We start from the raw sequence: 25,156 nt of genomic DNA on the forward strand, positions 1-25,156 counted from the left end.
GACCGCGCATTCCCCCTCTACCCCGCGCCGTTGGCGCGCCCCCTTCAACAGAAGGGGGCTATTCTCCAGAGCGGTTGAGGGGGTCGGTGGGCGCTTCGAAAGGGCCGCTGCGACGGTTGGTCGCAGGGCTTCGGGTCGGCCGGCCAACGCTCGGGCGCTACCATGACGGGGTGAACGTCCGTCGTCGCCCGTATGCCGTCTTTCTGCAGCTTGCCTTCGTGGCGACGTTGCTGATGGCGCTGGCGCCGCTGGTCAGCCGCTGGCAACAGGCGCATGCCGAGGCGCCGGTGACGCTGATGCCGACCGGCATGACCCACGCGATGCCCGTGCCGCCCGATGCCCACGCCGGGCACGACATGCCGCACGACATCGCGCAGCGCGACGTGCACCACCACGACATGCAGCAGCACGACATGGCGCGCCATGACATGGCGATGCAGCCCATGCCGATGCACGCCCTGCCAAGCGCCCACGACACCCCCGCATCGTCGCCACCGATGAGCGAGCATGCCGGGCACGGCGATGCCTGCGAGTACTGCATGATGGCCTCGCGGCTGATGCCGTGGCTGGCGGTGCTGATCCTGCTGCTGCCGGCGCTGCCGGTCATCGCACCACGCGTCCTGCGCGCGGTGGGCACGCCACGCAGCCTGCGCTGGCCGGCCCACGCCGCGCGCGGCCCCCCCGCGCTCTCCTGAGACCACCGCCCTTTCTGCCCGTGTCGCCGTGATGGCGGCGCGTGCCTGCGTGCTTTTCTGGAGTTCCACCATGACTGTTTCTTCCCGCAGCGCGGGCGCACTGACGCGCCTGTCTGTTTCCCTGTCGCTGGCCCTGGTCGCGCTACCGCTGCATGCCGCCAACGACGACGCCCGTACGCTCGATACGCTGGTGGTCACCGCCACCGCGCCCTCCTCGCCGCTGCACTGGGTCACCGATCCGCGCCTGCCGCGGCAGCCGGTGCCGGCCAGCGATGGCGCTGACTATCTGAAGACGGTTCCCGGCTTCTCGGCGATCCGCAACGGCGGCACCAACGGTGATCCGGTGCTGCGTGGCATGTTCGGTTCGCGCCTGAACATCGTCAGCAACGAAGGCAATCTGATCGGTGCCTGCCCCTCGCGCATGGACAACCCGCTGTCCTACATCGCCCCGGAAACCTTCGATCGGCTGACCATCATCAAGGGGCCGCAGAGCGTGCGCTGGGGTGCCGGTGCCTCGGCCGGCACGGTGCGCTTCGAGCGCGATACCCCGCGTTTCGATCAGCCGGGCGTGGATATCAACGCCAGCGCGCTGGTCGGCTCGCGCAACCGCAACGACCAGGTGCTGGATCTCACCGCCGGCGCTTCGCCGGGCTATGTGCGGGTCAACGGCAACCGCTCCGAATCGGAGGACTACAAGGACGGCAACGGGGATGTAGTGCCCTCCAGGTGGCGCAAGTGGAACAGCGATGTCGCCGTCGGCTGGACGCCCGATGCCGATACCGTGCTGGAGCTGTCGGCCGGCACCGGCGATGCGATCGCGCGCTACGCCGGTCGCGGCATGGATGGCGCCTCGTTCAAGCGCACCAGCTACGCTGCGCGCTTCGAAAAGGACAATCTGCCGGGTGCATGGGACCGGCTGCAGGCGAACCTGTACTACAACGACGCCGACCACGTGATGGACAACTACACGCTGCGCACGCCGAACCCGGCCAGCAGCATGCCGATGCCGATGGGCTCCAATGTCGACCGTCGCACCACCGGGGGCCGCATCGCATCGGAATGGCGCTGGCAGGACATCGCCATCGTGGCCGGCGTGGACGCGCAGGACAGCCGTCACCGCAGCCGCAATGCCATGGGGCGCAACACGTACCGGGAGCAGCCGTGGCGCACCGATGCGCGCTTCGGGAATCTGGGGGCGTTCACGGAGATCACCCTGGGCGAGGGCACTGCCCAGCGCTGGGTGGGTGGCCTGCGCATGGACCGTGCCGAGGTGAAGGACGAGCGCGCCACCAGCGGCATGATGGCGATGCCGAATCCGACTGCCGGGCAGACCCGGCGCGAGAATCTCGGCAGCGGTTTTGTCCGGTTCGAGCGCGATATCGCCCCCGCACTGACCTGGTACGCCGGTATCGGTCATAGCGAGCGCATGCCCGACTACTGGGAACTGTTCTCGCCGACGCTCGGCCCGGCCGGCGCGGTCAACGCCTTCACCGGTGTGCAGCCGGAAAAAACCACCCAGCTCGATCTGGGTCTGCAGTACCGCACTGATCGCCTCAACGCCTGGGTCTCGGCGTATGCCGGGCGCATCCAGGACTACATCCTGTTCACCTACCGCGACGGCGGCATGATGGGCAGCACCAGCCAGGCCAGCAATGTCGATGCGCGCATTGCCGGCGCCGAGGCGGGCGTGGAGTGGCAGGTGGCGCAGCAGTGGAAACTCGGCGGCACGCTGGCCTATGCCTGGGGCGAGAACCGCAGTGATGGCCGCGCGCTGCCGCAGATGCCGCCGCTGGAAGCCCGGCTCAGCACCGTCTGGGAACGCGAGCGCTGGACCGTGGGGGCGCTGGCACGCGCGGTCTCGCGTCAGGGCCGGGTCGCGGCGGGGCAGGGCAACGTGGTCGCCCGCGATCTCGGCCCCAGCGCCGGCTTCGCCACCCTGGCCGTGAACGCCAGCTACCGGGTCAACGAGGCGCTCCTGGTCAGTGCAGGCGTGGACAACCTGTTCGACCGCGCCTACAGCGAGCATCTGAACCTGGCCGGCAGCGCCGATTTCGGCTTCCCGGCCGATCCGGTGCGTATCAACGAACCCGGCCGTACCGCCTGGCTGAAAGTGAATTATCGGTACTGAGCACGTTGGCCGGGCGGGGGACATCTCGCCCGCCCGGCGCCCGCTGCCGCCGGGTCCGACACCCCGGCGCGTGCCGCGCACTTCGACATGCGTCGATACATGGCGACACATCCTGCGCAGGCCCCAGCACGGAAAGGCCTTCGCCCGTCACCGGCAGATGTGAAGAGGCCGGTAAACGCTTGGCACATATGCCCCGGCTCGACCCCTCTATACACTCGGCGGTCGAGAAACAACCGGGATTGCATTACATGTTGGGACGCATCGCAGCGCGCTTCGCCGCTGGCATCGCCTTGGTCGCTTTGGCTGGGTGTGGCAGCAAAGACGAGGCCGCTCGCCGGCAGGCAGACGCCGTACCGGTCACCACCCAGGTGGTGAAGGCTTCGGCATGGAGCGACACGCTGCAGGCCCTGGGCACGGCCAAGGCGCGCGAGTCGGTGACGGTCACCGCCAAGGTCAGCGAAATCATCGAGACGGTGCACTTCGAAAGTGGCCAGCAGGTCAGTGCCGGCACGCCGCTGGTGACCCTGCGCGGGCAAGCCCAGGAAGCTGCGCTGCTGCAGGCCCAGGCCACGTTCCTGGAAGCCGACCAGCTGTACAAGCGCCAGCGCGAACTCGCCGCCCAGCAGCTGGTGGCCAGCTCCACGCTGGACACGCAGCGCGCCATCCGCGATGCCGCTGACGCCCGCGTGCGCGAAATGCAGTCCGACATCGGCGACCGCCGGATACGCGCGCCGTTCGCCGGCGTGCTGGGCATCCGTCAGGTCAGCGCCGGTTCGCTGGTCACCCCCAGCACCGCGATCACCACCCTGGATGACATCGAGCGCATGCACGTGGACTTCCAGGTGCCCGAAGCCGAGCTGGCTTCGCTGAGCACCGGTGACAAGGTCAACGCGACCAGCGTGGCGTATCCGGGCCGCAACTTCGAAGGCCAGGTCGCCACCATCGATACCCGCGTGGATCCGGGCACGCGTGCGGTCACCGTGCGCGCGGATTTCATCAATGCCGATCACGCACTGCGCCCGGGCATGCTGCTGGATGTGCGCATGTTCCGCCCCGAGCGCCAGGCGCTGGTCATCCCTGAAATCGCGGTGGTGCAGGTCGGGCGCGATTCCTACGTGTTCCGGGTCACGCCGGACCAGGTCGTGGAGCGCGTGGACATCACCGCCGGCGCGCGCCGCAGCGGCGTGGTCGAAATCCGTGAGGGGCTCGCCGCCGGCGACCGCATCGTGGTGGACGGCACCGGCAAGCTGCGCCCGGGGCTGAAGATCCAGGCCGAAGAAGCTGCACCGATCGCGCCGGTCGCGCCGGCCGCCGCCACGACGGCCGAACCGGACACCGCCGGATGAAGCTCTCCGACGTTTCCATCCAGCGGCCGGTCTTCGCCGTGGTGATGAGCCTGCTGCTGGTCGTGCTGGGCTTCATGTCATTCACACGCTTGACCCTGCGCGAACTGCCTGCGATCGATCCGCCCATCGTCTCGGTCTCGGTCGATTACACCGGCGCGTCGGCAGCGGTCATCGAAAGCCGCATCACCCAGGTGCTGGAAGATGCGCTGGCCGGCATCGAAGGCATCGATACGATCAACGCGCGCAGCTCCAACGGGCGCTCGCAGGTCAGTATCGAATTCACCTCCAACCGCGATATCGAAGCGGCCGCCAACGACGTGCGCGATGCGGTCAGCCGCGTTGCCGATCGCATGCCCGAAGAGGCGCGTCCGCCGGAAATCGCCAAGGTCGAGAGCGACGCCGATCCCATCATCTGGCTCAACATGAGCTCGACCTCGATGGATACGCTGGAGCTGAGCGACTACGCCGACCGCTACATCGTCGACCGCTTCTCCAGCCTCGATGGCGTTGCCCAGGTGCGTATCGGTGGCCGCCAGCGCTATGCGATGCGGATCTGGCTGGACCGCGACCAGCTCGCCGCGCGCGGCCTGACCGTGGGCGATGTGGAAAGTGCGCTGCGCAACGAGAACGTGGAACTGCCGGCCGGCCGCATCGAATCGGCCGACCGCGATTTCACCCTGCGCGTGGAGCGCAATTACGTCAAACCGGAAGACTTCGCCGGCATTCCGCTGGGCAAGGGCGCCGATGGGTACGTCGTGCGTATGGGCGATGTCGCCAAGATCGAACTGGCCTCGTCCGAACGCCGCGCGTACTACCGCAGCAACGGTGAGCCGAACATCGGCCTGGGCATCGTCAAGACCTCCACCGCCAACGCGCTGGATGTCGCCCGCGAAGCGCGCGCCGAAGCCGACCGGATCAGCAGCACGCTGCCCGAAGGCACCCGCATCTTCGTGGCCTTCGACAACACCACCTTCATCGAGGCCGCGGTCGATCGCGTCTACGCCACGCTGGTCGAGGCGATGCTGCTGGTGCTGGCGGTGATCTGGCTGTTCCTTGGCAGTTTCCGCGCGGCGTTGATTCCCGCGGTAACGGTGCCGGTCTGCCTGATCGCGGCCTTCATCGCGCTGTATGCCTTCGGGTTCTCGATCAACCTGCTGACCCTGCTCGCGCTGGTGCTGTGTATCGGCCTGGTGGTGGATGACGCCATCGTGGTGGTGGAGAACGTGCAACGCCGTATCGATCTGGGCGAGCCGCCGCTGGTCGCCTCCAAGCGCGGCACCACCCAGGTGGCGTTCGCGGTGATCGCCACCACCGCGGTGCTGGTCGCGGTGTTCCTGCCGGTCGGCTTCCTGGAAGGCAATACCGGCCGCCTGTTCCGCGAGCTGGCCGTGGCGCTGGCCGCGGCGGTGGCGCTGTCGGCGTTCGTGTCGCTCACGCTGACCCCGATGATGGCCTCCAAGCTGCTCAAGCCGCATACCGGCCAGGCACCGAAGGGCCTGCACGGGCTGATCAACCGCAACCTGGATCGGCTGTCGGCCGCCTACGGGCGCTTCCTGGAAGCGCACGTGACCCGCACCTGGGTCTACATCGTGGTGATGATCCTGTCGCTGCTGGCCAGCGCGCTGCTGCTCAAGGTGCTGCCGTCCGAGCTGGCCCCGGCCGAAGACCGTGGCTCCTTCCAGATCATGATCGATGGCCCGGAAGGTGCCGGCTTCGATTACACCGTCGGCCAGGTCCAGCAGGTCGAGAAGATCGTCTCCGGCTTCGTCGGCGAAGATGAGCCGATCGTGCGCGCCAACCCGCGCGTGCCCGGCGGCTGGGGCTCCAGCGAGGAAATGCACACCGGCCGCATCAGCGTGTTCCTGCAGCCCTGGCGCCAACGTGATGTCTCCACCCCGGATGTGGCGGCCGAGCTGCAGACCCACCTCAATGATCTGCGGGGCGTGCGCGTGCGCACCCAGGTCGGGGGTGGTCTGGTCCGCAGCCAGGGCCAGCCGTTCCAGATCGTGCTGGGTGGCCCGGAGTACGCGGAGATCGCGCAGTGGCGTGACCGCATGCTGCTGCGCATGGCCGACAACCCTGGCCTGGTCGGTGCGGACTCGGATTACAAGGAAACCCGCCCGCAGATGCGCGTGAACATCGATCGCCAGCGGGCGGCCGATCTGGGCGTATCGGTCACCGCGATCGGCAGCGCGCTGGAAACCATGATGGGCTCGCGCCGCGTCACCACCTTCGTCGACAACGGCGAGGAGTACGACGTGCTGGTCCAGGCCGGCCGCGACGGCCGCGCCTCGCCGTCGGATCTGGCCGCGATCCGCGTGCGCGCCAGTGGCGGCGAACTGGTCCCGCTGTCCAACCTGGTCACGCTCAGCGAAGTGGCCGAAGCCGGCAGCCTCAACCGCTTCAACCGGCTGCGCTCGATCACCATCAACGCCGGCCTGGCCCCGGGCTATCCGCTGGGCGAGGCCATCGCCTGGGCCCAGCAGGTGGCCAGCGAGGAGCTGCCACAGCATGCGCAGATCAGCTGGAAGGGCGAATCGCGCGAGTACCAGAACGCCGGCAGCGCCGTGCTGCTGACCTTCGCGATGGCCCTGCTGGTGGTGTTCCTGGTGCTGGCCGCACAGTTCGAGAGCTTCATCCATCCGCTGGTGATCATGCTCACCGTGCCGCTGGGCGTGCTTGGCGCGCTGCTGGGGCTGTATGTCAGTGGTGGCACGATCAACCTGTTCAGCCAGATCGGCATCGTGATGCTGGTGGGCCTGGCGGCCAAGAACGGCATCCTGATCGTGGAGTTCGCCAACCAGCTGCGCGATGAGGGCCGCAACGTGCACCAGGCCATCGTCGAATCGGCGATGGTGCGCCTGCGCCCGATCCTGATGACCTCCATCGCCACCGTGGTCGGTGCGATCCCGCTGGTGGTGGCCGGTGGCCCGGGTTCGGCCAGCCGCGGCACGATCGGCGTGGTGGTGATCTTCGGCGTGACCGTGTCCACCTTCCTGTCGCTGTTCGTGGTGCCGGCGTTCTACTCGCTGCTGGCCCCGTACACCCGCTCGCCGGAAGCCGTGGCGCGTGAACTGGCCCGCCAGGAAGCGGAAACCCCCTCGGTCGGCGGCCATGCCTGACCCGAATGGGCGGCATTGCCGCCCATTCATCGAAATTGCCACTACGCAGTCCGGCGCGGATCGTGGAGAATCGACCGGGTCCCAGCCGACGGGGACGTTCCTTTTGTTTCCGCCGACTGGAGAGAGCGCGTGGAAGAAGTAGTCAGTTTCATCAACGGGATCATCTGGAGCAAAGCCCTGATCTTCCTGTGTCTTGCCGCAGGCCTGTACTTCAGTGCCCGTACCCGTTTCATGCAGATCCGCGGGTTCGTGGAGATGTGCCGGCTCACCGTGCAGGGTGAGAAATCCGAGGCGGGCGTGTCCTCGTTCCAGGCGCTGGCCATGTCCATGGCCGGGCGCATGGGCATCGGCAACATCGCCGGTGTGGCCACCGCGATCGCCTTCGGTGGCCCTGGTGCGATCTTCTGGATGTGGGTGATGGGCTTCCTCGGTGCGTCCACCTCGTATGTGGAATGCACCCTGGCGCAGATCTACAAGACCAAGGATGCCGAAGGCCGCTACCGCGGTGGCCCGGCGTACTACATCGAAAAGGCCATGGGCCTGAAGTGGTACGCCTTGGCCTTCGCCGTGGCCACCATCATCGCCGCCGGCTTCCTGATGCCGGGCGTGCAGGCCAATGCCATCGCCGACAGCATCATCAATGCCTGCCGCGGCGGTGCGCTGTGCGGGCCACTGGATGGTCAGTTCATGGGCCTGGAATCGGTGCAGGCGCTCAAGCTGGGCATCGGCATCGTGGTCTCGTTGCTGCTGGCCGTGGTGATCTTCGGCGGCGTCAAGCGCATCGCCAACTTCGCCGAGGTGGTCGTTCCGTTCATGGCCGCCGCCTTCATCCTGATGGCCATCGTCATCATGATCATCAACTACGACCGCGTGCCGGACATGTTCCACACGGTGTTCAGCAGCGCCTTCGGTGCGCATGCCGCGTTCGGCGCGATGATGGGCCTGGCGGTGGAGTGGGGCGTCAAGCGCGGCATCTACGCCAACGAGGCCGGCCAGGGTACCGGCCCGCATGCGGCGGCCGCCTCGGAGGTTTCGCACCCGGCCAAGCAGGGCTACGTGCAGGCCTTCGCGATCTACTTCGACACCATGATGGTGTGCACCGCCACCGCGTTCCTGATCCTGGCCGCGGGCACCTACAACGTGTATTCCCCGGTCCCGGGCGGCGCACCCGTGTTCGCCGGCCTGGCCGGTGTCGCTGAAGGCGCGGGTTACGCCCAGGCGGCGGTGGAAACCGTCATCCCGGGCTTCGGCGCGGCCTTTGTGGCGATCGCGATCTTCTTCTTCGCCTTCACCACGATCATGGCCTATTACTACATGGCCGAGACCAACCTGACCTACGTCAACAACAACGCCAAGCGCCCGCTGACCGTCCTGCTGCTGCGCCTGGGCATCATCGGCATGGTGATCTTCGGTGCCTTCCACAATGCCGGCATGGCGTGGGCGCTGGGCGACATCGGCGTCGGCCTGATGGCGTGGTTGAACATCATCGCGATCCTGATCGTGCAGAAGCCGGCGATGCTGGCCCTGCGCGACTACGAACGTCAAAAGAAGCTCGGCCTGGATCCGACCTTCGACCCCGATGCACTTGGCATCAAGAACGCCGATTTCTGGCGTCAACGCAAGCTGGAGCTGTCCCGTAGTGAATGATCCCTGGAAGAATGCGCGCCGTCCGTCCTCGCGGCCGCCGCGCGCCACGCCGTTGCCGCCGCGCGAAGGTGGCACGCCGCCGCCGCCCGGCCGCGGCAACGACGAGCTGCGCCTGTACGGCTGGAATGCCGTGCAGGCACTGTTCGAGCATCGCCCGCAGGCGCTGCGCAAGCTGTACCTGACCGAGTCGCTGATCCCGCGCATGCAGCCGGTGCTGAAATGGTGCGTGGCCAACCGCGTCGGTTACCGTGTGGTGGAAGACGGCGATCTGAACAAGCTCGCCGCGACCACCCACCACGAGGGCCTGGTGGCTGACGTGCTGCGTGCGCCGATGCTGGAGCTGGACGAATGGCTGGCCACGTTGCCGGCCGGCGCGCCGGTGCTGGCGCTGTGGCTGGATGGCGTAGGCAACCCGCACAACTTCGGCGCGATCCTGCGCTCGGCGGCGCATTTCGGTGTGGCCGGGCTGCTGCTGCCGCCGGGGTCCACGCTGGCATTGTCCGGCGCGGCCGCGCGCGTGGCCGAAGGCGGCGCCGAGTCGGTGCCGCTGGTGCGTCTGCCGGAACTGCCCGAGGCGATGGCGCAGCTGCGCGCGGCCGGCATCGGCCTGGCGGCAACGCTGGTGGAGGGAGGCAAGGACCTGTTCGCCACGGAACTGCCGCAACGCCTGGTCTATGTGATGGGTGCCGAGGGCGAGGGCATGGACCGCGATCTGGCCGACGACTGCGATCTGCAGGTGTCCATTCCCGGGTCCGGTGCCGTGGAAAGCCTCAACGTCGCTTCGGCGACGGCGGTGTTGTTGGCGCACTGGTACGGCAGCCGCTCGCGCTGATCGGAAGGTGTGCGTTTGTCGGGAACGGCGCGTTGCGCTGGACCCGCGGTGTGATCGGTTTCACCGAACGCGTCGTGACTACATCCGATTCGGATTTTCCGCATGGCGCTCGACGTGAGAACTGAGCACAGTGCGGGGTGGACGTTGTGCTGCGTAGATGAGGAGAGACATCCACGCAGTGCGACGGTCCGTTTCTCCGGACCGTGAAAGTAGTACGGCGCTCACCGCGTGGGGTGTGACGAATCCCGGTAGCCCGGTCGCATTGCGACCGGGTTTTTTTTTGTACCGACCCACGGGCGGTACCTGCCGCCTGCGTGTCGGGATTACTCGTTCGGCGGCGTGGTCGGCTTGGCTTCGCTGCCGAAACTGCCGTCGGCCTCGGCGGCCAGATACGCGAACACCGTGTAGGCGGCGACGTTCTGCGCCAGCGCCGCCGGGTCGATCTTGTCCAGCGTGTCGTCGGCGGTGTGGTGCAGGTGGAAGTAGTCGCTGCCGTCCTGCGCCAGCCATGCCCACGCGCCGCCCTTGGCCGCCAGTGGACCCACGTCCGGGCCCGGGCCGCCCTTGTCGGCGGCGTACTCGATGCCCAGCGGCTTGAGCACCTCGGCGATCTGGCGGGTGGCCTCGCGCGAATTGGCCGGGTTCGGCGAGCCGGTGTTGAAGGCATAGATGCGGCCGGCACCGAAATCGCTTTCGGCGGCGAGCTGGTGCCGCACCACGTCCTTGGCATGTGCCTCGGCGTAGGCCTTGCCGCCGTACAGGCCCTGCTCCTCATTGGCGAACGCGACCACGCGGATCGTGCGCTTGGGCGCCTGCTTGAGCTGGCCGATCAGATGGCCAGCGGCCATGGTGATGCCCACGCCGGCCCCATCATCCACCGCGCCGGTGCCCAGGTCCCAGGAGTCGAGGTGACCGCCGATCACCACCACTTCCTTGGGCAGGCTGCGCCCGATGATCTCGCCGATCACGTTGTGCGACGTGGCCGTACCATCCCAACCGCAATCCAGGCTCAGCTTCAGCGTGGTGCTGCCGAGCGCGACCAGGCGCGCCAGCTGGTTGGCATCGGGCACCGACAGCGCGGCGGCCGGCACCGGGGTCAGGCCGTCATCGAAGCGGGTGATGCCGGTGTGCGGCACGCGGTGCGAATCGGTGCCTGCCGAGCGCATCACGAAGCCGATCGCACCCTTGCGGATCGCCTCGGACGGGCCCTTGCTGCGCACGGCGCCACCGTTGCCGTAGTCGCGGCCATCGCGGTAGGCGGTCATCTGGTAATCGACGAAGGCGATCTTGCCCTTCAGCGAACCCTCCGGCGCGGCCTGCAGCGCGGCCAGATCGGCGAAGCGCACGACGTCGGCCTCCACCGTGCCGCCCGGGCTGCCGCCAAGGGCGGTGATCGTCAGCGGCTGGGCATGCTTGCCGATCACTTCGGCGTGCTCACTGCGGCGCTCCCACTTGGGGAAGGTGACCGGCTCGGTCCAGACCTTGTCGAAGCCCAGTGACTTGAACTTGGCCACCGCCCAGGCCACGGCGCGTGCGTCGGCTTCACTGCCGGCGATGCGCGGGCCGATCTCGGTGGTGAGCGATTCGACCACCTTCCAGCCGGTGTCGTCCTTGAGGGCCTGCTCGCGCAGCTCGGCGGCGGTGGCCAGCGACGTCGGCGGCAGCGTGGTGATACCGGTCGCCGCGAATGCGGGCGCGGCCAGCAGGGCGAGGGAAGATGCGATGGCAAGGACGCGGCGACGCATGGACGAACTCCGGGAAACGGGGCGGAAGCGTCCGAGCTTACCAGCCTCGCCGGCACGCACATGGGCGGTAGGTCATGTCCCGGCGGATACTGTTTTCCAAAAGCGAAAACCCCGCCAAAGCGGGGCTTTCGATCGGTAGTGCCGGCCGCTGGCCGGCTCCGCACGAGGCAGGATATCCGTGCTGCCGACGAGCGGCCGGCACTACCGGTGTTGCTGCCTCAGTGCTTGAGGTTGTCGCGGATCTCGCGCAGCAGCAGCACTTCTTCACTCGGCGCCGCCGGGGCGGCCGGCTCGGCCTGCTTCTTGCGCGCCAGGCGATTGATGAACTTCACGACCATGAAGATCGCAAAGGCCACAATCACGAACTGCACCACGGTGTTGAGGAAATCACCGTAGCCGATCACCACCGCCGGAATCTCTTTGCCATCGGCGGCAATCCGCGCCGGGGCCAGGGTCCAGGCCAGCTCGGAGAAGTCCACGCGGCCGATCATCCAGCCCAGCGGCGGCATGATGATCTTGTCCACCAGCGCGGTGACGATCTTGCCGAACGCCGCACCGATGACCACACCAACCGCCAGGTCGATGACGTTGCCACGCATGGCGAATTCTTTGAACTCAGTCAGTACACCCATCGGGCTCTCCTGTCGTAGTGGGGGAATCAAATGACGCCGCAGCGTAACGCAGCGATTGTCATCCGGCGATGATGCCGTGGCGCTCGGCCACGTTCTCCAGGCGTGCACTGAAACGGTCGCCCGGCTTCAATGCGGCCACGCCCGAGGGCGTACCCATGAAGACCAGGTCGCCTGCGCGCAGCGCCCACAGTTTGGAGAGCTCGTGCAGGATCTCCGGCACGTTCCAGATCATCTGGTCCAGCAGTGATTGCTGGCGCACCTCGCCATTGATCTCCAGCGACAGATTGAGGGCGGCCAGATCGCCGACTTCACCGGCCGGCACCAGCTCGCTCACCGGCGCGGACTGATCAAAGCCCTTGGCCGGATCCCACGGGTGGCCCTTGGCCTTGGCCTGCGCCTGCAGATCGCGGCGGGTCAGGTCCAGGCCGACGCCATAGCCGAACACCAGCGCCTCGGCCTGGTCGACGGGCAGCTCGCCGGCAGGGGCGTCCTTGCCGATCGCCACCACCAGTTCCACCTCATGGTGCAGGTCCTGGGTGGCGAGCGGGTAGGGGATCACATCGTCATGCCCGACCACGATCGCATCGGCCGGCTTGCTGAAGAACATCGGGCGGCCGCGATCATCGGCGGCCGGCACGGCCGCACCCATTTCGCGCGCGTGATCAGCGAAGTTGCGGCCGACACAGTAGATGCGACGCACCGGGAAGGTACCGCCGCCGGCGACCGGAATTCGGGGCTGCTCGGGCGTGGGAATTACATCGGTCATGCGCGCGTCCTGTGGAGAGGTTTCGCCGCAGTCTAGAGCGTTTTCCCGCCGCCACAAACAGAAACGGCCGCGCAGGGCGCGGCCGTCATCAGGAGGAATGCGCGTCGATCAACGCGACATCGGCAAGGCCTGCTTGCGGACCACCCGGTATTCGCCGTCCACGACCTGCGACGGAACGGTGCGCGCACTCTTGCGCTGGGCGAGCAGCTTCCATGCCAGACCGGCGATGATCATCGCCGCGCCCACGAACACACCCACGAACACCAGCGCGGCCAGGATCGCCAGGCCCAACAGACCGACCGCAACGCGCACCAACGGGTGGCGCGGCTTGCGCGGCGCGAACAGGGCACGGAACTGGTTGAACTGGAAGATGCGGCTGTACATGGCACTCTTTTTGGCTGAGGTCAGCAGTGGACGAGTATCCGTGCTGGCCTTTGTGACTGAGTGAAAAAAGCGTTAAACGTACCCCGCGCGCATTGCAAATCAATGACTTGTATTCATCCGGGAGCCAGTGACATGAGCGCGTGAGACACTGTGCCTCCACTGCCTGCTGTCTGGATGCCATGTCCCACCCTGAGTCCACCGCCACCGCCCTCATTGCCCTGGATGCCATGGCCGACGGGGGGTTCGCCGAAACCGATGCCAGCATTGAGGGCGACAGCGAATCGGTGGTGTTGTATCGCGAGGGCGACCAGGTGCGCGCGTGGCTGAACATCTGCCCGCACGCCGGCCGCCGGTTGGACTGGGCCCCGGGGCAGTTCCTGAAAAGCAAGGACGGCCACCTGGTGTGCGCGGCGCACGGCGCCTCATTCTCGCTGGACAACGGCGACTGCGTGGCCGGGCCGTGCCGCGGTGATCGCCTGCGCGCGGTGCCGGTGCAGGTGCGCGACGGCCAGGTCTGGCTGGCGTGACAACGACCGGTGGGTCTCCAGCCCACGGGTAGGTAGCGACCGTTGGTCGCTACGCCTTCAATGCCGCCCAGCGGCCGGCACTCCCTAGAACATCAGGTTGATCATCAGCACCACCACCGCCGTATAGATCAACGACAGCGGGGCGCCGACGCGCCACAGCTCGCGCGGGGTGTAATTGGCCGGGCCGGTGATCATCGAAATCACCGGGTTGGAGGCTGTCATCAGATTGTTCGAGGCCGACAACGCCACGATCAGCGCGAACGCGGTCGGGCTGCCCCCGGCGGCCAGCGCCAGGTTCACCGCGATGGGCACCATCACGATGGTTGCGCCCACGTGGCTGATCACCAGCGAGAACATCGTGGTCAACAACGCCAGCGCGATTTCCAGCACCCACACCGGGATGCCGGTCGGCAGGCGGTCGATGGTGTGCCCGGCGATCCACGCCGCCGCGCCGCTGCTGTCCATCGCCCAGCCGAGCGGAATCAGCCCGGCCATCATGAACACGGTTTTCCAGTTGATCGAGGCGTAGGCCTCGTCCATGCGCAGCACGCCGGTCAGCAACATGCCGGCCACGCCGGTCATCAGGGTCAGCGCCACCGGCAGCTTGGAGGTCAGCGCGATCAGGATGGTGATGGCGAAGATACTCATCGCGATCTTGAACTTGTGCGGCCGCTGCTCGCCCTTGGGGTAATCGGTCACCACCACGAAGTCGCGGCTCTTGGCCGCCTGCGCCAGGTCGGTCCAGATGCTGTGGAAGACCAGCATGTCACCGGCGCGCAGCGCCACGTTGCGCACGTCTTCGCGGATCACCTGCTTGTCGCGGTTGATCGCCAGCAGGCTGATCCCACGCTGCTTGCGCAGGCGCAGGTCCGAGGCGCTCTTGCCGATCACATCGGAGGTGGGCGGCACCACTGCTTCGGAAATGCCGGCGCGGCTGGGGTTGAACAGGTCGCCCAGGTGCTTCAGCCGCGAGGACATCCGCAGGAACTGGTTCTGTGCGAAATCGCTGACCTGCTGGCGCGCGCCCATCACGCCCAGCACGCTGCCCACCCAGATCCGCATCTCGGCCGGCGGGGCCAGACGGGTGTCATTGCCGGTCTTGAGCGCCAGCAGTAGCGGCGCATCGTGCACGTTCTCGGCCTCGCCCAGGGTCATGCCGACCAGCGGGCTTTCGGCGGTGACCACCAGTTCGAACACATCGCCTTCGATGCCGTAGGTCTTGGCGAAGTAGCTTTCGGTGCGCGACGGGGTGACGCCATCGTTGGCCAGCGTCTCTTCCTCCACCAGCTTGCGATCACCGAAGTAGCGGAAATACAGCAGCGAGGCGATCAGCAGCGCCACGCCGATCGGCAGCGGTGCGAACATGCGCAGCGGCTCGATCGTGGCCAGGCCCGAGGGCAGGTTGTTGTTGGCCGAGGCCAGCAGATCGTTGAGCAGGATCAACGGCGAATTGCCGACCATGGTCAGCGCGCCGCCCATGACGATGGCCGCGGCGATCGGCAGCAGCAGGCGCTGCAGGGTCAGCCCGGTGCGCGCGGCCAGCCGCGAGGCGACCGGCAGGTACAGCGCCATCACCGAAGGGTTCTGCATGAACGAGGAGTTCAAGCCGGCGATCGCGGTGGTCATCATCAACAGGCGTGTCTCCACGCCATGCCCGCGCCGCAGCAGCCACGCCGCCAACCGGTTCAATGCCCCGGTGCGGTCCAGGCCCGCGCCGAGGATGGTGGTGGCGATGATGCTCATCACCGCGTTACCGGAAAAGCCGCCGAAGATTTCCTCCGGCGCGATCAGGCCGGTAACGCCGAGCACCACCAGCACCACCAAGGCCACCACGTCGGCGCGGATGCGCTCGAACAGGAACATCGCCATCGTGAAGCCGACCAGCCCGAGAACGAGCTTCATGTCGGTAGTCAGCGTCAGCGCGGTATCCATGGGGTGGCGCGGTTCCTTGTGGGATCAGGTGCGGTCGTACAACAGGTCCCACACGCCATGGCCAAGCTTCTGGCCACGGGTTTCGAAGTGGGTCTGCGGGCGCCATTCCGGCCGCTCGACCTGCCCACGCGGACCGGCGCGGTTGCTCAGCCCGGTGGTGGCGTCGAGCACGTCCCACATCTGCTCGGCATAGTCTTCCCAGTCCGTGGCGCAGTGCAGGCGGCCACCGACGCGCAGCTTGCGCACCAGCAGCTCGGCAAAGCCAGGCTGGATCAGGCGACGCTTGTTATGGCGCTTCTTGTGCCACGGGTCCGGGAAGTAGATGCGCACTTCATCCAGCGCGCCATCGGCGATTTCCTTCTCCAGCACCTCCACGGCATCGTGGTGGTACAGGCGCACGTGGTCGGCGTTGTCGTCGGCCAGTGCATTGAGCAGGCGTCCCACGCCGGGCGCGTGCACTTCCAGGCCGATGTAATCGCGGCTCGGGTCCTGCTGTGCGGCGAAGCGCAGCGCGGCGCCATTGCCGAAGCCGATCTCCAGCACCTTGTGCGCATCGCGCCCGAAGGTGGCATCCAGATCGCGCGGCTCGCCGGTGAAATCCAGCCCGAAGCGCGGCCAGCGGTCATCGAACGCACGTTGCTGGGCGGGGGTGAAACGCCCCTGGCGCAGCACGAAACTGCGGACCTCGCGGCGGCCTTCGGTGATGGTGAAGGGCTTGGGCGGTGCCTTGGCACCGGCGCTGTCGAAAGGATTGGTCATCAGCCGATCAACCCGTCGATCGGCGAGGACGCACTGGCGTAGCGCTTGCGCGGAATGCGCCCGGCCAGGAAGGCCTCGCGGCCCGCCTCCACGGCCTTGCGCATCGCGCTGGCCATGAGGATCGGGTTGCGCGCGCCGGCGATGGCGGTGTTCATCAGCACGCCATCGCAGCCCAGCTCCATCGCAATGGCTGCATCGGAGGCCGTGCCCACGCCGGCATCGACGATGATCGGTACCTTGGCGTCTTCGATGATCTGCAGCAGGTTGTACTTGTTCTGGATGCCCAGGCCCGAGCCGATCGGTGCGGCCAGCGGCATCACCGCAGCGCAGCCGATGTCTTCCAGGCGCTTGGCCAGGATCGGGTCATCGGAGGTATAGACCATCACCTCGAAGCCATCCTTGACCAGCTGCTCGGCCGCTTTGAGGGTCTGCACCACATCCGGGTACAGGCTCTTCTGGTCGCCCAGCACTTCCAGCTTGGTCAGGTTGTGGCCGTCCAGCAGCTCGCGGGCCAGCCGGCAGGTGCGCACGGCGTCTTCGGCGGTGTAGCAGCCGGCGGTGTTGGGCAGGATGGTGTAACGGTCCGGCGGCAGCACGTCGAGCAGGTTCGGCTCGCCCGGGTTCTGCCCGATGTTGGTGCGGCGGATCGCCACGGTGACGATCCGTGCGCCAGCGGCCTCGGTGGCCAGGCGGGTTTCTTCCAGATCCTTGAACTTGCCGGTGCCGGTGAGCAGGCGGGAAGCATAGGTCTTGCCGGCGATCACCAGCGAATCAGTGGGGGCAGGTGCATTCATGGCCCGAATTATCGCCTATCGCGCGTCACGATGCTGCCTCAGCCGCCGCCCAGTGCATGCACGATCTCGACCACGTCGCCCTCGCGCAGGGGGTGGCTGGCGTGCTGGCTGCGGGTGACGATCTCGCCATTGACTTCGACCGCGACGCGGCGCTCGAGCAGGTCCTCGCTGCGCAGCAGGTCGTGGACAGTGGCGGTGTGCGGAAGCTGGCGGTTCTCGCCGTTGAGCTGGATGTTCATGACGGTATTGTCCCGTAATCACATCGCAGTGCGTACCCTGTGCGCCCCGCGGCAGAGGTGCCGCGAGCGCCAGGCCAACGATGGCCGGGCGGCGGGCTGCGGCGTTCATGCCGCAGCGCAGCGTGATGCCGGCCAGGTGCAGTGGAACCATGGCACCGTGCGCCGGCGTACGTCCGCCGTCTTCCCCACCCTCAAGGAGTTTCCATGTTGCTCAGCAAACGCCCGATCCGTTCCCTCATGGCCGTGGCCATCGCCCTGGCGGCGATGCCGGCCATGGCCCAGTCGCCGTACACCAAGACCGTCTTCATCGGCGACAGCCTGACCGATTCCGGCTACTACCGCCCGCTGCTGCCGGCCGCTGTCCGCCCGGTGACCGGCCAGGCCACCACCAACCCGGGTTGGCAATGGGCGCAGCACGTGGCGAACTACTACGGCACCGATGCCAGCCCGAACGGTAACGGCCAGAACGGCGACAACTACGCCGTTGGCGGGGCCCGCGTGGGCGTGGACCTGACCCAGCCCGCGCTGGGCGGTGTGCCGATTCCTTCGCTGAAGACCCAGACGGCCAACTATCTGGCGGCCAACGGTGGCAAGGCCGACCCGAACGCGCTGTACACCGTGTGGGGCGGTGCCAATGATCTGTTCGCGATCCAGACCGGTGCGCCGCTGGTCCCGACCCTGACCGGTGCCGTCACCGACCAGGTCGGCATCGTCGGCACGCTGAAGGCAGCGGGCGCTGAATACATCGTGGTGCCGACCATCCCGGACATCGGCCTGACCCCGGGCGCCCGCGCCGGCGGCCCGGCTGGCATGGCCGCCGGCACCGCGCTGGCCAAGGCCTACAACGACGCCCTGTTCGGTGGCCTGAAGGCCGCCGGCCTGCAGGTGATCCCGGTCGACACCTTCCACATCCTGCAGGAAATCGTCGCCAACCCGTCGACCTACGGCTTCAGCAACGTCAGTGGCACCGCCTGCACGGTGCCTTCGTCGCTGACCTGCAACCCGACCAGCCTGGTCACCCCGGACGCATGGCGCACCTATGTCTTCGCCGACGGCGTGCACCCGTCCTCGGCCACGCATGAAATGCTGGGCCAGTACACCCTGTCGATCCTGGAAGCGCCGCGCAACCAGCAGATCCTGACCCACTCGGCACAGACCATCGGCCGCTCGCGCGCTGACCAGGTCAGCTGGCACGTGGATGGCCGTCCGGCCGACGGCCTGAGCTGGTGGGGCAACCTGCGCGGCGACATGCAGCGTTACGCCCATGCCGATCTGTACGACGGCATGGCCCCGGCCGGCCTGTTCGGTGTGGATTGGGCGCGTGATGGCATGGTGGTCGGCGGCTTCGCCGGCTATGGCCGCATGGACGCCGATTTCGGCAACAACAAGGGCGACTTCACCCAGTCCGATACCACCCTGGGCCTGTTCGCCGGCTGGTACGGCGAGCGCGCCTGGGTCAACGGCCAGCTCAGCTACAGCTGGCTGGACTACGACGTGACCCGCAAGCTGCAGCTCGGCCCGGCAACGCGCATCCACAAGGGCTCGCCGGAAGGCAGCAACCTGACCGCCGCGTTGAACGCCGGTTACGAGTTCGGCACCGAAGGCGGCTTCCGTCACGGTCCGGTCGCCGCGGTGATCTGGCAGAAGGTGAAGCTGGATGGCTACACCGAGTCCAACCTGAGCGCCTCGGCGCTGGGCTATGGCGACCAGGATACGGATTCGACCGTCGGCCGCGTCGGCTGGCAGGCCCGCTTCGATGGCGGCAACGTCAAGCCGTACGTGCAGGTCACCTATGACCACGAGTTCGAGGACAGCAAGCAGGCCAGCGCCTGGCTGCAGACCATGCCGGACGTGGGCATGTACAAGGTGCCGGGCCTGGAGTTCGACAAGAACTACGCCACCGCCGTGCTGGGTGCGCGCCTGAACCTGTGGGGCCTGAGCAGCAACATCGGCATGAGCACCACCACGATGCAGAAGCGTGCACGTGACGTGTCGCTGTTCGCCAGCTTCGGCGGCAGCTTCTGATCCCACGTGCGCAGCGCCCGCCCGCGGGCGCCGTGCACGGCGGTGGAAAAGCGTGAAACAACGGGCGGCCCAGTGCCGCCCGTTGCGTTTGAGGGCCCCGCCCGAATAGACTTACGCCGCGCCTTGCGGGTGTAGCTCAATGGTAGAGCTGTAGCTTCCCAAGCTACTGACGAGGGTTCGATTCCCTTCACCCGCTCCACGCTTCACCTTCCCATGCCGCCCGTCACCGCACGCGCGATGCCTCGAAGGTGAAGGGGTCGCTCTGATCCGGAAAGCGCAGCAGATAACGCGCAACGCGTGTCGTGCCATCCGATAGCAGATAGTCCACCTGCAGGCCGCTTGGATTCGTTTCCATCCCCGGGCCCAGATAGGTCGTGCTCGGATAACTGAATCCATCGCCCGCCGCCTTCTGTATGGCCACGCAACTGCCAAAGAGCGGGGGCAGGGTGTACAGATGCTCACCGTGCAACAGCATCACCAGCGTGTAGCGACCGCCTTTGCCACTGCTCACATAGTGCATGTCCAGGCACACCGACGTGCCCTGCTGCCAGGCGGTGACGTTCGCCAGATTCTCCGGGTCGATGGGGGTGCGGCTGGGCCAGTCCGGTGGTGCAAGAGCGACAGCGCTGCGCAATGGCCATCGCCGCGCACCGACCATCAGCGTCTGGCCGTCAAAGGCAATGTCGGGTGCGCCATCGGCCGGGTTCATCTGCAAGGTGCCCGGAACGATCCAGTCGGTCGCCTCGTAGCGCCGCAGGGCCTGCGTCATCGAGGTGGTCCACAGGCACGCGCGCGGTGCGTCCGTGCAGGGCTTGTCGAGTGCGGTCCCCTTTCCCTCGAACAGGGGATCGCCCAACGACCTGTAGAAGTCGTTGTAGCTGGTGAAATGGGCCGGCGCGGCCTGCGTGCCCGCTGAGAGCAGAACCGCGAGCAGGGCCGCGAAACAATGACGGGTGGGAGGCGTGGTCATCCGTGTTGCCGGGGCATCTCTGTGGGCGCCCATTATTGTGGAACAACCGCTGGATGCGGGCCGCTGCATCGTCGGGGCGGTCCGTCATCGCGGCCTACGCACCGCACGCTATGCTTCGCGCTTTCCCGTCCCCTGCGCCGCGATGAAACTCGCCATCCTGTCCCGCAACAGCAAGCTGTACTCCACGCGTCGCCTGGTGGAGGCCGCGCGTGCGCGGGGCCATACCGTGCGCATCCTCGATCCGTTGCGCTGTTACATGCGCATCGCCGCGGATGGCTTCACCATGCATTACAAGGGGCGGCCGATCACCGGGGTGGACGCGGTGATCCCGCGCATCGGTGCCTCGGTCACCCGCTACGGGACGGCCGTGCTGCGCCAGTTCGAGATGATGGGCGCGCGCACGCCCAACCCCTCCGATGCCATCCTGCGCGCCCGCGACAAGCTGCGCGCCCACCAGATCCTGGCCTCCAAGGGCATCGACATGCCGGTCACGGTGTTCGGCGACAACCCGGACGACACCGTCGATCTGCTCTCGATGCTGGGGCCGCCGCCGCATGTGGTGAAGCTCAACGAGGGCACCCAGGGCCGCGGCGTGATCCTGACCGAGAAGGCCAGCGCCTCGCGCGGCATCGTGGAGGCACTGCGCGGGCTCTACGCCAACTTCCTGATGCAGGAGTTCATCGGTGAGGCGCAGGGCGCCGACCTGCGCTGCCTGGTGGTCGGCGACCAGGTGGTCGGGGCGATGCAACGGCAGGCGCCGGAGGGGGATTTCCGCTCCAATCTGCATGCCGGGGGCAGTGCCCGCGCCGCCAAGGCCAGCCGGGCCGAGCAGCTGGTGGCGGTGCGCTCGGCCAAGGCGCTGGGCCTGGGCGTGGCCGGTGTGGACCTGATCCGCTCCAGCCGCGGCCCGCTGGTGCTGGAGGTCAACTCCACCCCCGGGCTGGAAGGCATCGAGGCGATCTGCCAGGCCGATCTTGCCGGGCGCATCATCGATCATGTCGCTTCCTTGAAAAAGCCTGCAAATACAAAGGGTTGATGCGGTTTTCCAAGGTGGGGCAGGGCCTTAACATCGGTTTAATCGGCCCCGGCGTAGGCTCTGTCGAACCGCAGCTCTGCCCTCCTCAGCAGGATCGGTAATCGGGAAACACCTTCAGGCCCGGCCAGCGTCAGTTGGTCGGGCCTTTTTCCGGCCGGCAGCGCTGCCAAGCCCCTGCCATCGGTAACTTGTCGGCCCGGTTCCATCCTCGTAGAGTTGGCATTCATTCATGTGGATAAGGAAGTCGCAGATGTCAAAGATGCATCGAATCATCGCTGTCGCGCTGCTTGGCTGTCTCTCGCTGGGTGCCCACGCCAAGCCGACTGCGAAAGCCGATGAGGCCGCGATGGCGCTTGCCGACGATGCGCCTGTTGCCGAACAGCTGGCCAAGGTCGAGCGCGCGCTGCACAGTGAGGACTACAGCGAGCTGAGCGTGGCCGACAAGAGCCGCGTTCAGGCCGCCTTGGACCGCATCCGCACCAAGATGGGCGATCGCGAGCGCTTCGATCAGCTCACCCCGCCGCAGAAAGTAGAGGTCTTCAATGACCAGGAAGTGGTCAATACCTTGATGACCAACGCCAAGGAAGACAGCCGCATGGTCTGCCGCAGCGAACGTCCGATCGGCAGCAACCGCCCTCAGCGCACCTGCATGACGGTGGCTCAGCGCCGCCAGGCGACGGACGACGCCAGGCAGATGAAGCGTGATCTTCGGATTTCCGAAGTGAGGGACGCAAAGTGACCGAAGGCCGCTGAGTTTTGACGCTGCGCCAGCATTCGACGGTGTCTAATGTTAAGAATCGAAGCTGTATGGTCAGCTTGAGGTCGCGCAGTCCTGTTCCCATTGCTGCCCTGCGGCTCCGTTCTTTCCGTTGAACCCCACGAATCAGAGGTCCCAGTGCGAATTCTCGTCATCGAAGACAACAGCGACATTGCCGCCAACCTGGGCGATTACCTCGAAGACCGCGGTCACACCGTGGACTTCGCAGCCGATGGCGTCACCGGCCTGCACCTGGCGGTCGTCCATGAGTTCGACGCGATCGTGCTGGACCTCAACCTGCCCGGCATGGATGGGATCGAGGTCTGTCGCAAGCTCCGCAACGAGGCGCGCAAGCAGACGCCGGTGCTGATGCTCACGGCGCGCGATTCCCTGGATAACAAACTGGCCGGCTTCGATTCCGGCGCCGATGATTACCTGATCAAGCCGTTCGCGCTGCAGGAAGTCGAGGTGCGTCTGAACGCCCTGTCGCGTCGCGGCAAGGGCGTGCAGACCCGCGTGCTGGAAACCGGCGATCTGGAATACAACCTGGACACGCTGGAAGTGCGCCGCCAGGGCAAGCTGCTGCAGCTCAACCCGACCGCGCTGAAGATCCTGCAGGCGCTGATGGAGGCCTCCCCGGCCGTCGTCACCCGCCAGGAGCTGGAAACCCGCGTCTGGGGCGAAGAGCTGCCCGATTCGGATTCTCTGCGCGTGCATATCCATGGCCTGCGCGCCGTGGTCGACAAGCCCTTCGAGGTTCCGATGATTCAGACCCGTCATGGCATCGGATACCGCATCGCCGCGCCGGAAGCCTGATCCGGTGACGGGCAGGGGGGGGCGTCGCCGCGCGCCATACCGGCGCCGGCTGCGCAGCCGCATCATCGTCTCGTTCGTGCTGTTGGGCTTCTGCCTGACCACGCTGTTTGCGTTCGCCACCAACTGGGCGCGTGCCCGTGTGGAGAACCAGCTCGTCGAAGACGTGATGAACCGCAACATCGATGAGTTCGCCAAGCGCTTCTATTCTGACCGTACCCGTAATCCGGATCTTCCCGTGCAGCAGATGCGGGCCTTCGCGTATCCGCGCGAAATGCTCGACCGTGTACGGGTAGAGCGGGCGGAATGGGCGGCGTTGCCAAACGGCAACCACAACGTGAGCGGCCTGGACGAAGAGGGCAGGCCTTACGCCTACAAATTGGCGGTCCGCAAAGCTGACGATGCCTGGTTCTTCCTGGCATACGACATGACCGAGGCCACGCGCGGGGAGGCCCAGCTCAAGCGCGCGCTGTGGATTTCGGTGCTGGTGTTCAGCGCCCTGTCCCTGGTGCTGGGCTGGTGGTCCGCCTCCAAGGTGATGAAGCCGGTGTCCGATCTGGCCGCCCGCCTGCGCGCCTACCGCGGTGGCACCAGCGAGCCCGAGCCGCTGGCACCGCGCTTCCCGGACGATGAGGTGGGCCAGCTGGCCCAGGCGCTGGATGACTATTCCGCGCGGCTGACCGAAGTGGTGCAGCGCGACCGCGAGTTCAATGCGGACGTCAGTCACGAGCTGCGCACGCCCCTGGCCGTGATCCGTGGCGCCACCGAGCTGCTGCTGACCCGCCCGGATCTCGATCCGAAGGTGCTGCAGCGCCTGCAGCGCATCCAGCGGGCCGAGCAGCAATGCACCGATCTGATCGGCGCGCTGCTGCTGCTCTCGCGCAACGAGCGCGGGCAGGGCAGCAGCAATGTCGCCCGCGTCTCCGAGCAGCTGCTGGATTCGCACCGTGCCCAGCTCGGCGGCAAGCCGCTCGAACTGATCCTGGAAGGCAACCACGACCTGGTGATCGATGCGCCGGAATCGGCCCTCTCGGTCGCGTTGGGCAACCTGATCGGCAATGCCGTGAAGTACTCGAAGGAAGGCGCAGTGCGCGTGCGCGTGGGCAACAACGCGGTCGAAGTGATCGACAGCGGCCCCGGCCTGAGCGAAGAAGATGCCGCCAAGCTGTTCCAGCGCGGCTACCGCGGAACGCATGCGGGGCATTCGCAGGGCGGGGGTATCGGCCTGTCCATCGTCAGCCGCCTGTGTGATCTCTACGGCTGGCAGGTCAACGTACGGCCAGGCGCCGGGCGCGGCGTCATCGCCACGCTGACGTTCTCCCCCGCCTGACACGGTAGAGCCGACCGTTGGTCGGCTCCTCCACAACCGTGGGTCGGCGCCTCCAGATCTACCGCGCCGCCAACTCCCGATACGCCCGATCCAGCCGCTCCACATGCGCCTGCAGGTGGTCCGGGTGGCCATCATTGACCACCACATCATCGGCCAATGCCAAGCGCGCCTCGCGGCTGGCCTGGGCGGCGATCATGCGGTCGGCCAGGGCGCTATCGATGCCATCGCGCTGCATCAGCCGCGCGTGCTGCACGGCCACCGGCACGTCCACCACCAGGATCCGGTCCAGCCACGGGTACTGCTGGCGGCCACCGGCCTCGGTGAGCAGCGGAATCGCCGCGATCGCATACGGTCCCTCGGCCTGCTCGCAGGTCTCGCGCAGCAACTGACGAATAGCCGGATGGGTGATCGCTTCCAGCGCCTGACGCTCCTGCGCCGACGCGAAGATGCGGGCCCGCAGGGCGGCACGGTCCAGCTGGCCATCGGCCAGCAGGATCTCGGTGCCGAAGTGGGCGGCGATCCGCGCCAGCCCCTCGCTGCCCGGTGCCACCACCGCGCGTGCGGCCAGGTCGGCATCGGCAACGGTGATGCCCAGCGCCTCGAAGCGGCGGCTGACCTCGCTCTTGCCGGCGGCAATGCCGCCGGTCAGCCCAATCACGAAGCGGCTCATCGCGCGG

General features: G+C 67.1%; 22 protein-coding genes and 1 tRNA gene. 13 read left to right on the forward strand and 10 right to left on the reverse strand.

Translation table 11 applies throughout. The annotated features are described in order from the left end of the window. Window positions 1-170: 170 nt before the first annotated feature. The 6 genes from ABE546_RS13020 to ABE546_RS13045 all read left to right on the forward strand — a co-directional run bounded on the left by ABE546_RS13020 (window position 171) and on the right by ABE546_RS13045 (window position 9,770). A complete protein-coding gene (locus ABE546_RS13020; RefSeq protein ID WP_346463999.1) occupies window positions 171-695 on the forward strand; it encodes a hypothetical protein in 525 nt (174 codons plus the stop codon). Window positions 696-765: 70 nt separating this feature from the next. After that, entirely contained in the window at window positions 766-2,823 is a 2,058-nt protein-coding gene (locus ABE546_RS13025) for a TonB-dependent copper receptor (RefSeq protein WP_346464000.1), read from the forward strand. Between the two features lie 248 nt (window positions 2,824-3,071). After that, complete coding sequence (locus ABE546_RS13030; RefSeq protein WP_346464001.1) at window positions 3,072-4,169, forward strand: efflux RND transporter periplasmic adaptor subunit; 1,098 nt, start codon at window positions 3,072-3,074, stop codon at window positions 4,167-4,169. Further along, on the forward strand, window positions 4,166-7,291 hold the full coding sequence (locus ABE546_RS13035) for an efflux RND transporter permease subunit (protein WP_313210047.1): 3,126 nt from the start codon (window positions 4,166-4,168) through the stop codon (window positions 7,289-7,291). Before ABE546_RS13030 ends, ABE546_RS13035 begins: the two co-directional genes overlap by 4 nt. 129 nt (window positions 7,292-7,420) lie before the next feature. Continuing rightward, window positions 7,421-8,938, forward strand: a complete 1,518-nt coding sequence (locus tag ABE546_RS13040; RefSeq protein WP_102788179.1) for an alanine/glycine:cation symporter family protein — start codon at window positions 7,421-7,423, stop codon at window positions 8,936-8,938. Between the two features lie 52 nt (window positions 8,939-8,990). Then, on the forward strand, window positions 8,991-9,770 hold the full coding sequence (locus tag ABE546_RS13045; RefSeq protein ID WP_254665244.1) for a TrmH family RNA methyltransferase: 780 nt from the start codon (window positions 8,991-8,993) through the stop codon (window positions 9,768-9,770). Window positions 9,771-10,093: 323 nt separating this feature from the next. On the opposite strand, the gene ABE546_RS13050 is transcribed toward ABE546_RS13045, so the two are convergent. The 4 genes from ABE546_RS13050 to ABE546_RS13065 all read right to left on the reverse strand — a co-directional run bounded on the left by ABE546_RS13050 (window position 10,094) and on the right by ABE546_RS13065 (window position 13,297). Beyond that, window positions 10,094-11,515 carry a M28 family peptidase gene (locus ABE546_RS13050; RefSeq protein ID WP_346464002.1) on the reverse strand — a complete coding sequence of 474 codons (1,422 nt, stop codon included), beginning with the start codon at window positions 11,513-11,515 and terminating at the stop codon, window positions 10,094-10,096. A 218-nt stretch (window positions 11,516-11,733) separates the two neighbouring features. Continuing rightward, window positions 11,734-12,147 (reverse strand): large-conductance mechanosensitive channel protein MscL, encoded by a 414-nt coding sequence (mscL, locus tag ABE546_RS13055; RefSeq protein WP_121039325.1) that lies wholly within the window; start codon window positions 12,145-12,147, stop codon window positions 11,734-11,736. Window positions 12,148-12,205: 58 nt separating this feature from the next. After that, the gene (locus ABE546_RS13060; RefSeq protein WP_019183922.1) at window positions 12,206-12,913 is read right to left on the reverse strand and encodes a fumarylacetoacetate hydrolase family protein; all 708 of its coding nucleotides are present in this window, start codon (window positions 12,911-12,913) and stop codon (window positions 12,206-12,208) included. A gap of 108 nt (window positions 12,914-13,021) precedes the next feature. Beyond that, complete coding sequence (locus ABE546_RS13065) at window positions 13,022-13,297, reverse strand: hypothetical protein (RefSeq protein ID WP_121039319.1); 276 nt, start codon at window positions 13,295-13,297, stop codon at window positions 13,022-13,024. 179 nt (window positions 13,298-13,476) lie between these two features. On the opposite strand from ABE546_RS13065, the gene ABE546_RS13070 reads away from it, so the two are divergent. Then, the gene (locus ABE546_RS13070; RefSeq protein WP_346464003.1) at window positions 13,477-13,824 is read left to right on the forward strand and encodes a Rieske (2Fe-2S) protein; all 348 of its coding nucleotides are present in this window, start codon (window positions 13,477-13,479) and stop codon (window positions 13,822-13,824) included. 84 nt (window positions 13,825-13,908) lie between these two features. On the opposite strand, the gene ABE546_RS13075 is transcribed toward ABE546_RS13070, so the two are convergent. From ABE546_RS13075 to thiS, 4 genes are read right to left on the reverse strand one after another with little or no spacing between them, the layout of a single operon-like run. After that, window positions 13,909-15,756, reverse strand: a complete 1,848-nt coding sequence (locus ABE546_RS13075) for an SLC13 family permease (RefSeq protein WP_121039313.1) — start codon at window positions 15,754-15,756, stop codon at window positions 13,909-13,911. Window positions 15,757-15,780: 24 nt separating this feature from the next. After that, a complete protein-coding gene (gene trmB / locus ABE546_RS13080) occupies window positions 15,781-16,515 on the reverse strand; it encodes a tRNA (guanosine(46)-N7)-methyltransferase TrmB (protein WP_346464004.1) in 735 nt (244 codons plus the stop codon). Next, on the reverse strand, window positions 16,515-17,309 hold the full coding sequence (locus ABE546_RS13085; protein ID WP_313210058.1) for a thiazole synthase: 795 nt from the start codon (window positions 17,307-17,309) through the stop codon (window positions 16,515-16,517). The genes trmB and ABE546_RS13085 overlap by 1 nt, the downstream gene beginning before the upstream one ends. A 38-nt stretch (window positions 17,310-17,347) precedes the next feature. Next, a complete protein-coding gene (gene thiS, locus ABE546_RS13090) occupies window positions 17,348-17,548 on the reverse strand; it encodes a sulfur carrier protein ThiS (protein WP_121039303.1) in 201 nt (66 codons plus the stop codon). A gap of 204 nt (window positions 17,549-17,752) precedes the next feature. On the opposite strand from thiS, the gene ABE546_RS13095 reads away from it, so the two are divergent. Together ABE546_RS13095 and ABE546_RS13100 are read left to right on the forward strand one after the other, a co-directional pair. Then, window positions 17,753-19,573, forward strand: a complete 1,821-nt coding sequence (locus ABE546_RS13095) for an autotransporter domain-containing protein (protein ID WP_313210061.1) — start codon at window positions 17,753-17,755, stop codon at window positions 19,571-19,573. Window positions 19,574-19,698: 125 nt separating this feature from the next. Then, a tRNA-Gly gene (locus ABE546_RS13100) sits at window positions 19,699-19,772 on the forward strand. Between the two features lie 24 nt (window positions 19,773-19,796). Here the strand turns inward: ABE546_RS13100 and ABE546_RS13105 are convergent. Then, window positions 19,797-20,543, reverse strand: coding sequence for a hypothetical protein (locus ABE546_RS13105; RefSeq protein ID WP_313210063.1), 747 nt, complete (start codon window positions 20,541-20,543; stop codon window positions 19,797-19,799). 142 nt (window positions 20,544-20,685) lie between these two features. Between ABE546_RS13105 and rimK the strand changes: the two genes are divergently transcribed. From rimK to ABE546_RS13125, 4 genes are all read left to right on the forward strand, one after another. After that, the gene (gene rimK / locus ABE546_RS13110) at window positions 20,686-21,579 is read left to right on the forward strand and encodes a 30S ribosomal protein S6--L-glutamate ligase (RefSeq protein WP_121039296.1); all 894 of its coding nucleotides are present in this window, start codon (window positions 20,686-20,688) and stop codon (window positions 21,577-21,579) included. A gap of 250 nt (window positions 21,580-21,829) precedes the next feature. After that, window positions 21,830-22,318, forward strand: a complete 489-nt coding sequence (locus tag ABE546_RS13115; protein WP_313210067.1) for a hypothetical protein — start codon at window positions 21,830-21,832, stop codon at window positions 22,316-22,318. Window positions 22,319-22,474: 156 nt separating this feature from the next. Next, on the forward strand, window positions 22,475-23,152 hold the full coding sequence (locus ABE546_RS13120) for a response regulator transcription factor (RefSeq protein ID WP_019183933.1): 678 nt from the start codon (window positions 22,475-22,477) through the stop codon (window positions 23,150-23,152). Window positions 23,153-23,156: 4 nt separating this feature from the next. Beyond that, window positions 23,157-24,479 (forward strand): HAMP domain-containing sensor histidine kinase, encoded by a 1,323-nt coding sequence (locus tag ABE546_RS13125; RefSeq protein ID WP_313210069.1) that lies wholly within the window; start codon window positions 23,157-23,159, stop codon window positions 24,477-24,479. Window positions 24,480-24,537: 58 nt separating this feature from the next. On the opposite strand, the gene coaE is transcribed toward ABE546_RS13125, so the two are convergent. Further along, window positions 24,538-25,149: a dephospho-CoA kinase gene (gene coaE / locus ABE546_RS13130; RefSeq protein ID WP_346464005.1), complete on the reverse strand. Its 612-nt coding sequence runs from the start codon at window positions 25,147-25,149 to the stop codon at window positions 24,538-24,540. Between the last annotated feature and the right edge of the window lie 7 nt (window positions 25,150-25,156).

The organism is Stenotrophomonas sp. TWI377 (assembly GCF_039674525.1).
GTDB lineage: Bacteria > Pseudomonadota > Gammaproteobacteria > Xanthomonadales > Xanthomonadaceae > Stenotrophomonas.

Coding starts and splice junctions, on each gene's coding strand:
- ABE546_RS13075 (WP_121039313.1), bottom strand. CDS start 15,756: ATGGATACCGCGCTGACGCTGACTACCGACATGAAGCTCGTTCTCGGG.
- ABE546_RS13085 (WP_313210058.1), bottom strand. CDS start 17,309: ATGAATGCACCTGCCCCCACTGATTCGCTGGTGATCGCCGGCAAGACC.
- mscL (WP_121039325.1), bottom strand. CDS start 12,147: ATGGGTGTACTGACTGAGTTCAAAGAATTCGCCATGCGTGGCAACGTC.
- ABE546_RS13065 (WP_121039319.1), bottom strand. CDS start 13,297: ATGTACAGCCGCATCTTCCAGTTCAACCAGTTCCGTGCCCTGTTCGCG.
- ABE546_RS13050 (WP_346464002.1), bottom strand. CDS start 11,515: ATGCGTCGCCGCGTCCTTGCCATCGCATCTTCCCTCGCCCTGCTGGCC.
- thiS (WP_121039303.1), bottom strand. CDS start 17,548: ATGAACATCCAGCTCAACGGCGAGAACCGCCAGCTTCCGCACACCGCC.
- ABE546_RS13070 (WP_346464003.1), top strand. CDS start 13,477: ATGTCCCACCCTGAGTCCACCGCCACCGCCCTCATTGCCCTGGATGCC.
- ABE546_RS13060 (WP_019183922.1), bottom strand. CDS start 12,913: ATGACCGATGTAATTCCCACGCCCGAGCAGCCCCGAATTCCGGTCGCC.
- ABE546_RS13030 (WP_346464001.1), top strand. CDS start 3,072: ATGTTGGGACGCATCGCAGCGCGCTTCGCCGCTGGCATCGCCTTGGTC.
- ABE546_RS13035 (WP_313210047.1), top strand. CDS start 4,166: ATGAAGCTCTCCGACGTTTCCATCCAGCGGCCGGTCTTCGCCGTGGTG.
- trmB (WP_346464004.1), bottom strand. CDS start 16,515: ATGACCAATCCTTTCGACAGCGCCGGTGCCAAGGCACCGCCCAAGCCC.
- ABE546_RS13105 (WP_313210063.1), bottom strand. CDS start 20,543: ATGACCACGCCTCCCACCCGTCATTGTTTCGCGGCCCTGCTCGCGGTT.
- ABE546_RS13095 (WP_313210061.1), top strand. CDS start 17,753: ATGTTGCTCAGCAAACGCCCGATCCGTTCCCTCATGGCCGTGGCCATC.
- ABE546_RS13115 (WP_313210067.1), top strand. CDS start 21,830: ATGTCAAAGATGCATCGAATCATCGCTGTCGCGCTGCTTGGCTGTCTC.
- coaE (WP_346464005.1), bottom strand. CDS start 25,149: ATGAGCCGCTTCGTGATTGGGCTGACCGGCGGCATTGCCGCCGGCAAG.
- rimK (WP_121039296.1), top strand. CDS start 20,686: ATGAAACTCGCCATCCTGTCCCGCAACAGCAAGCTGTACTCCACGCGT.
- ABE546_RS13025 (WP_346464000.1), top strand. CDS start 766: ATGACTGTTTCTTCCCGCAGCGCGGGCGCACTGACGCGCCTGTCTGTT.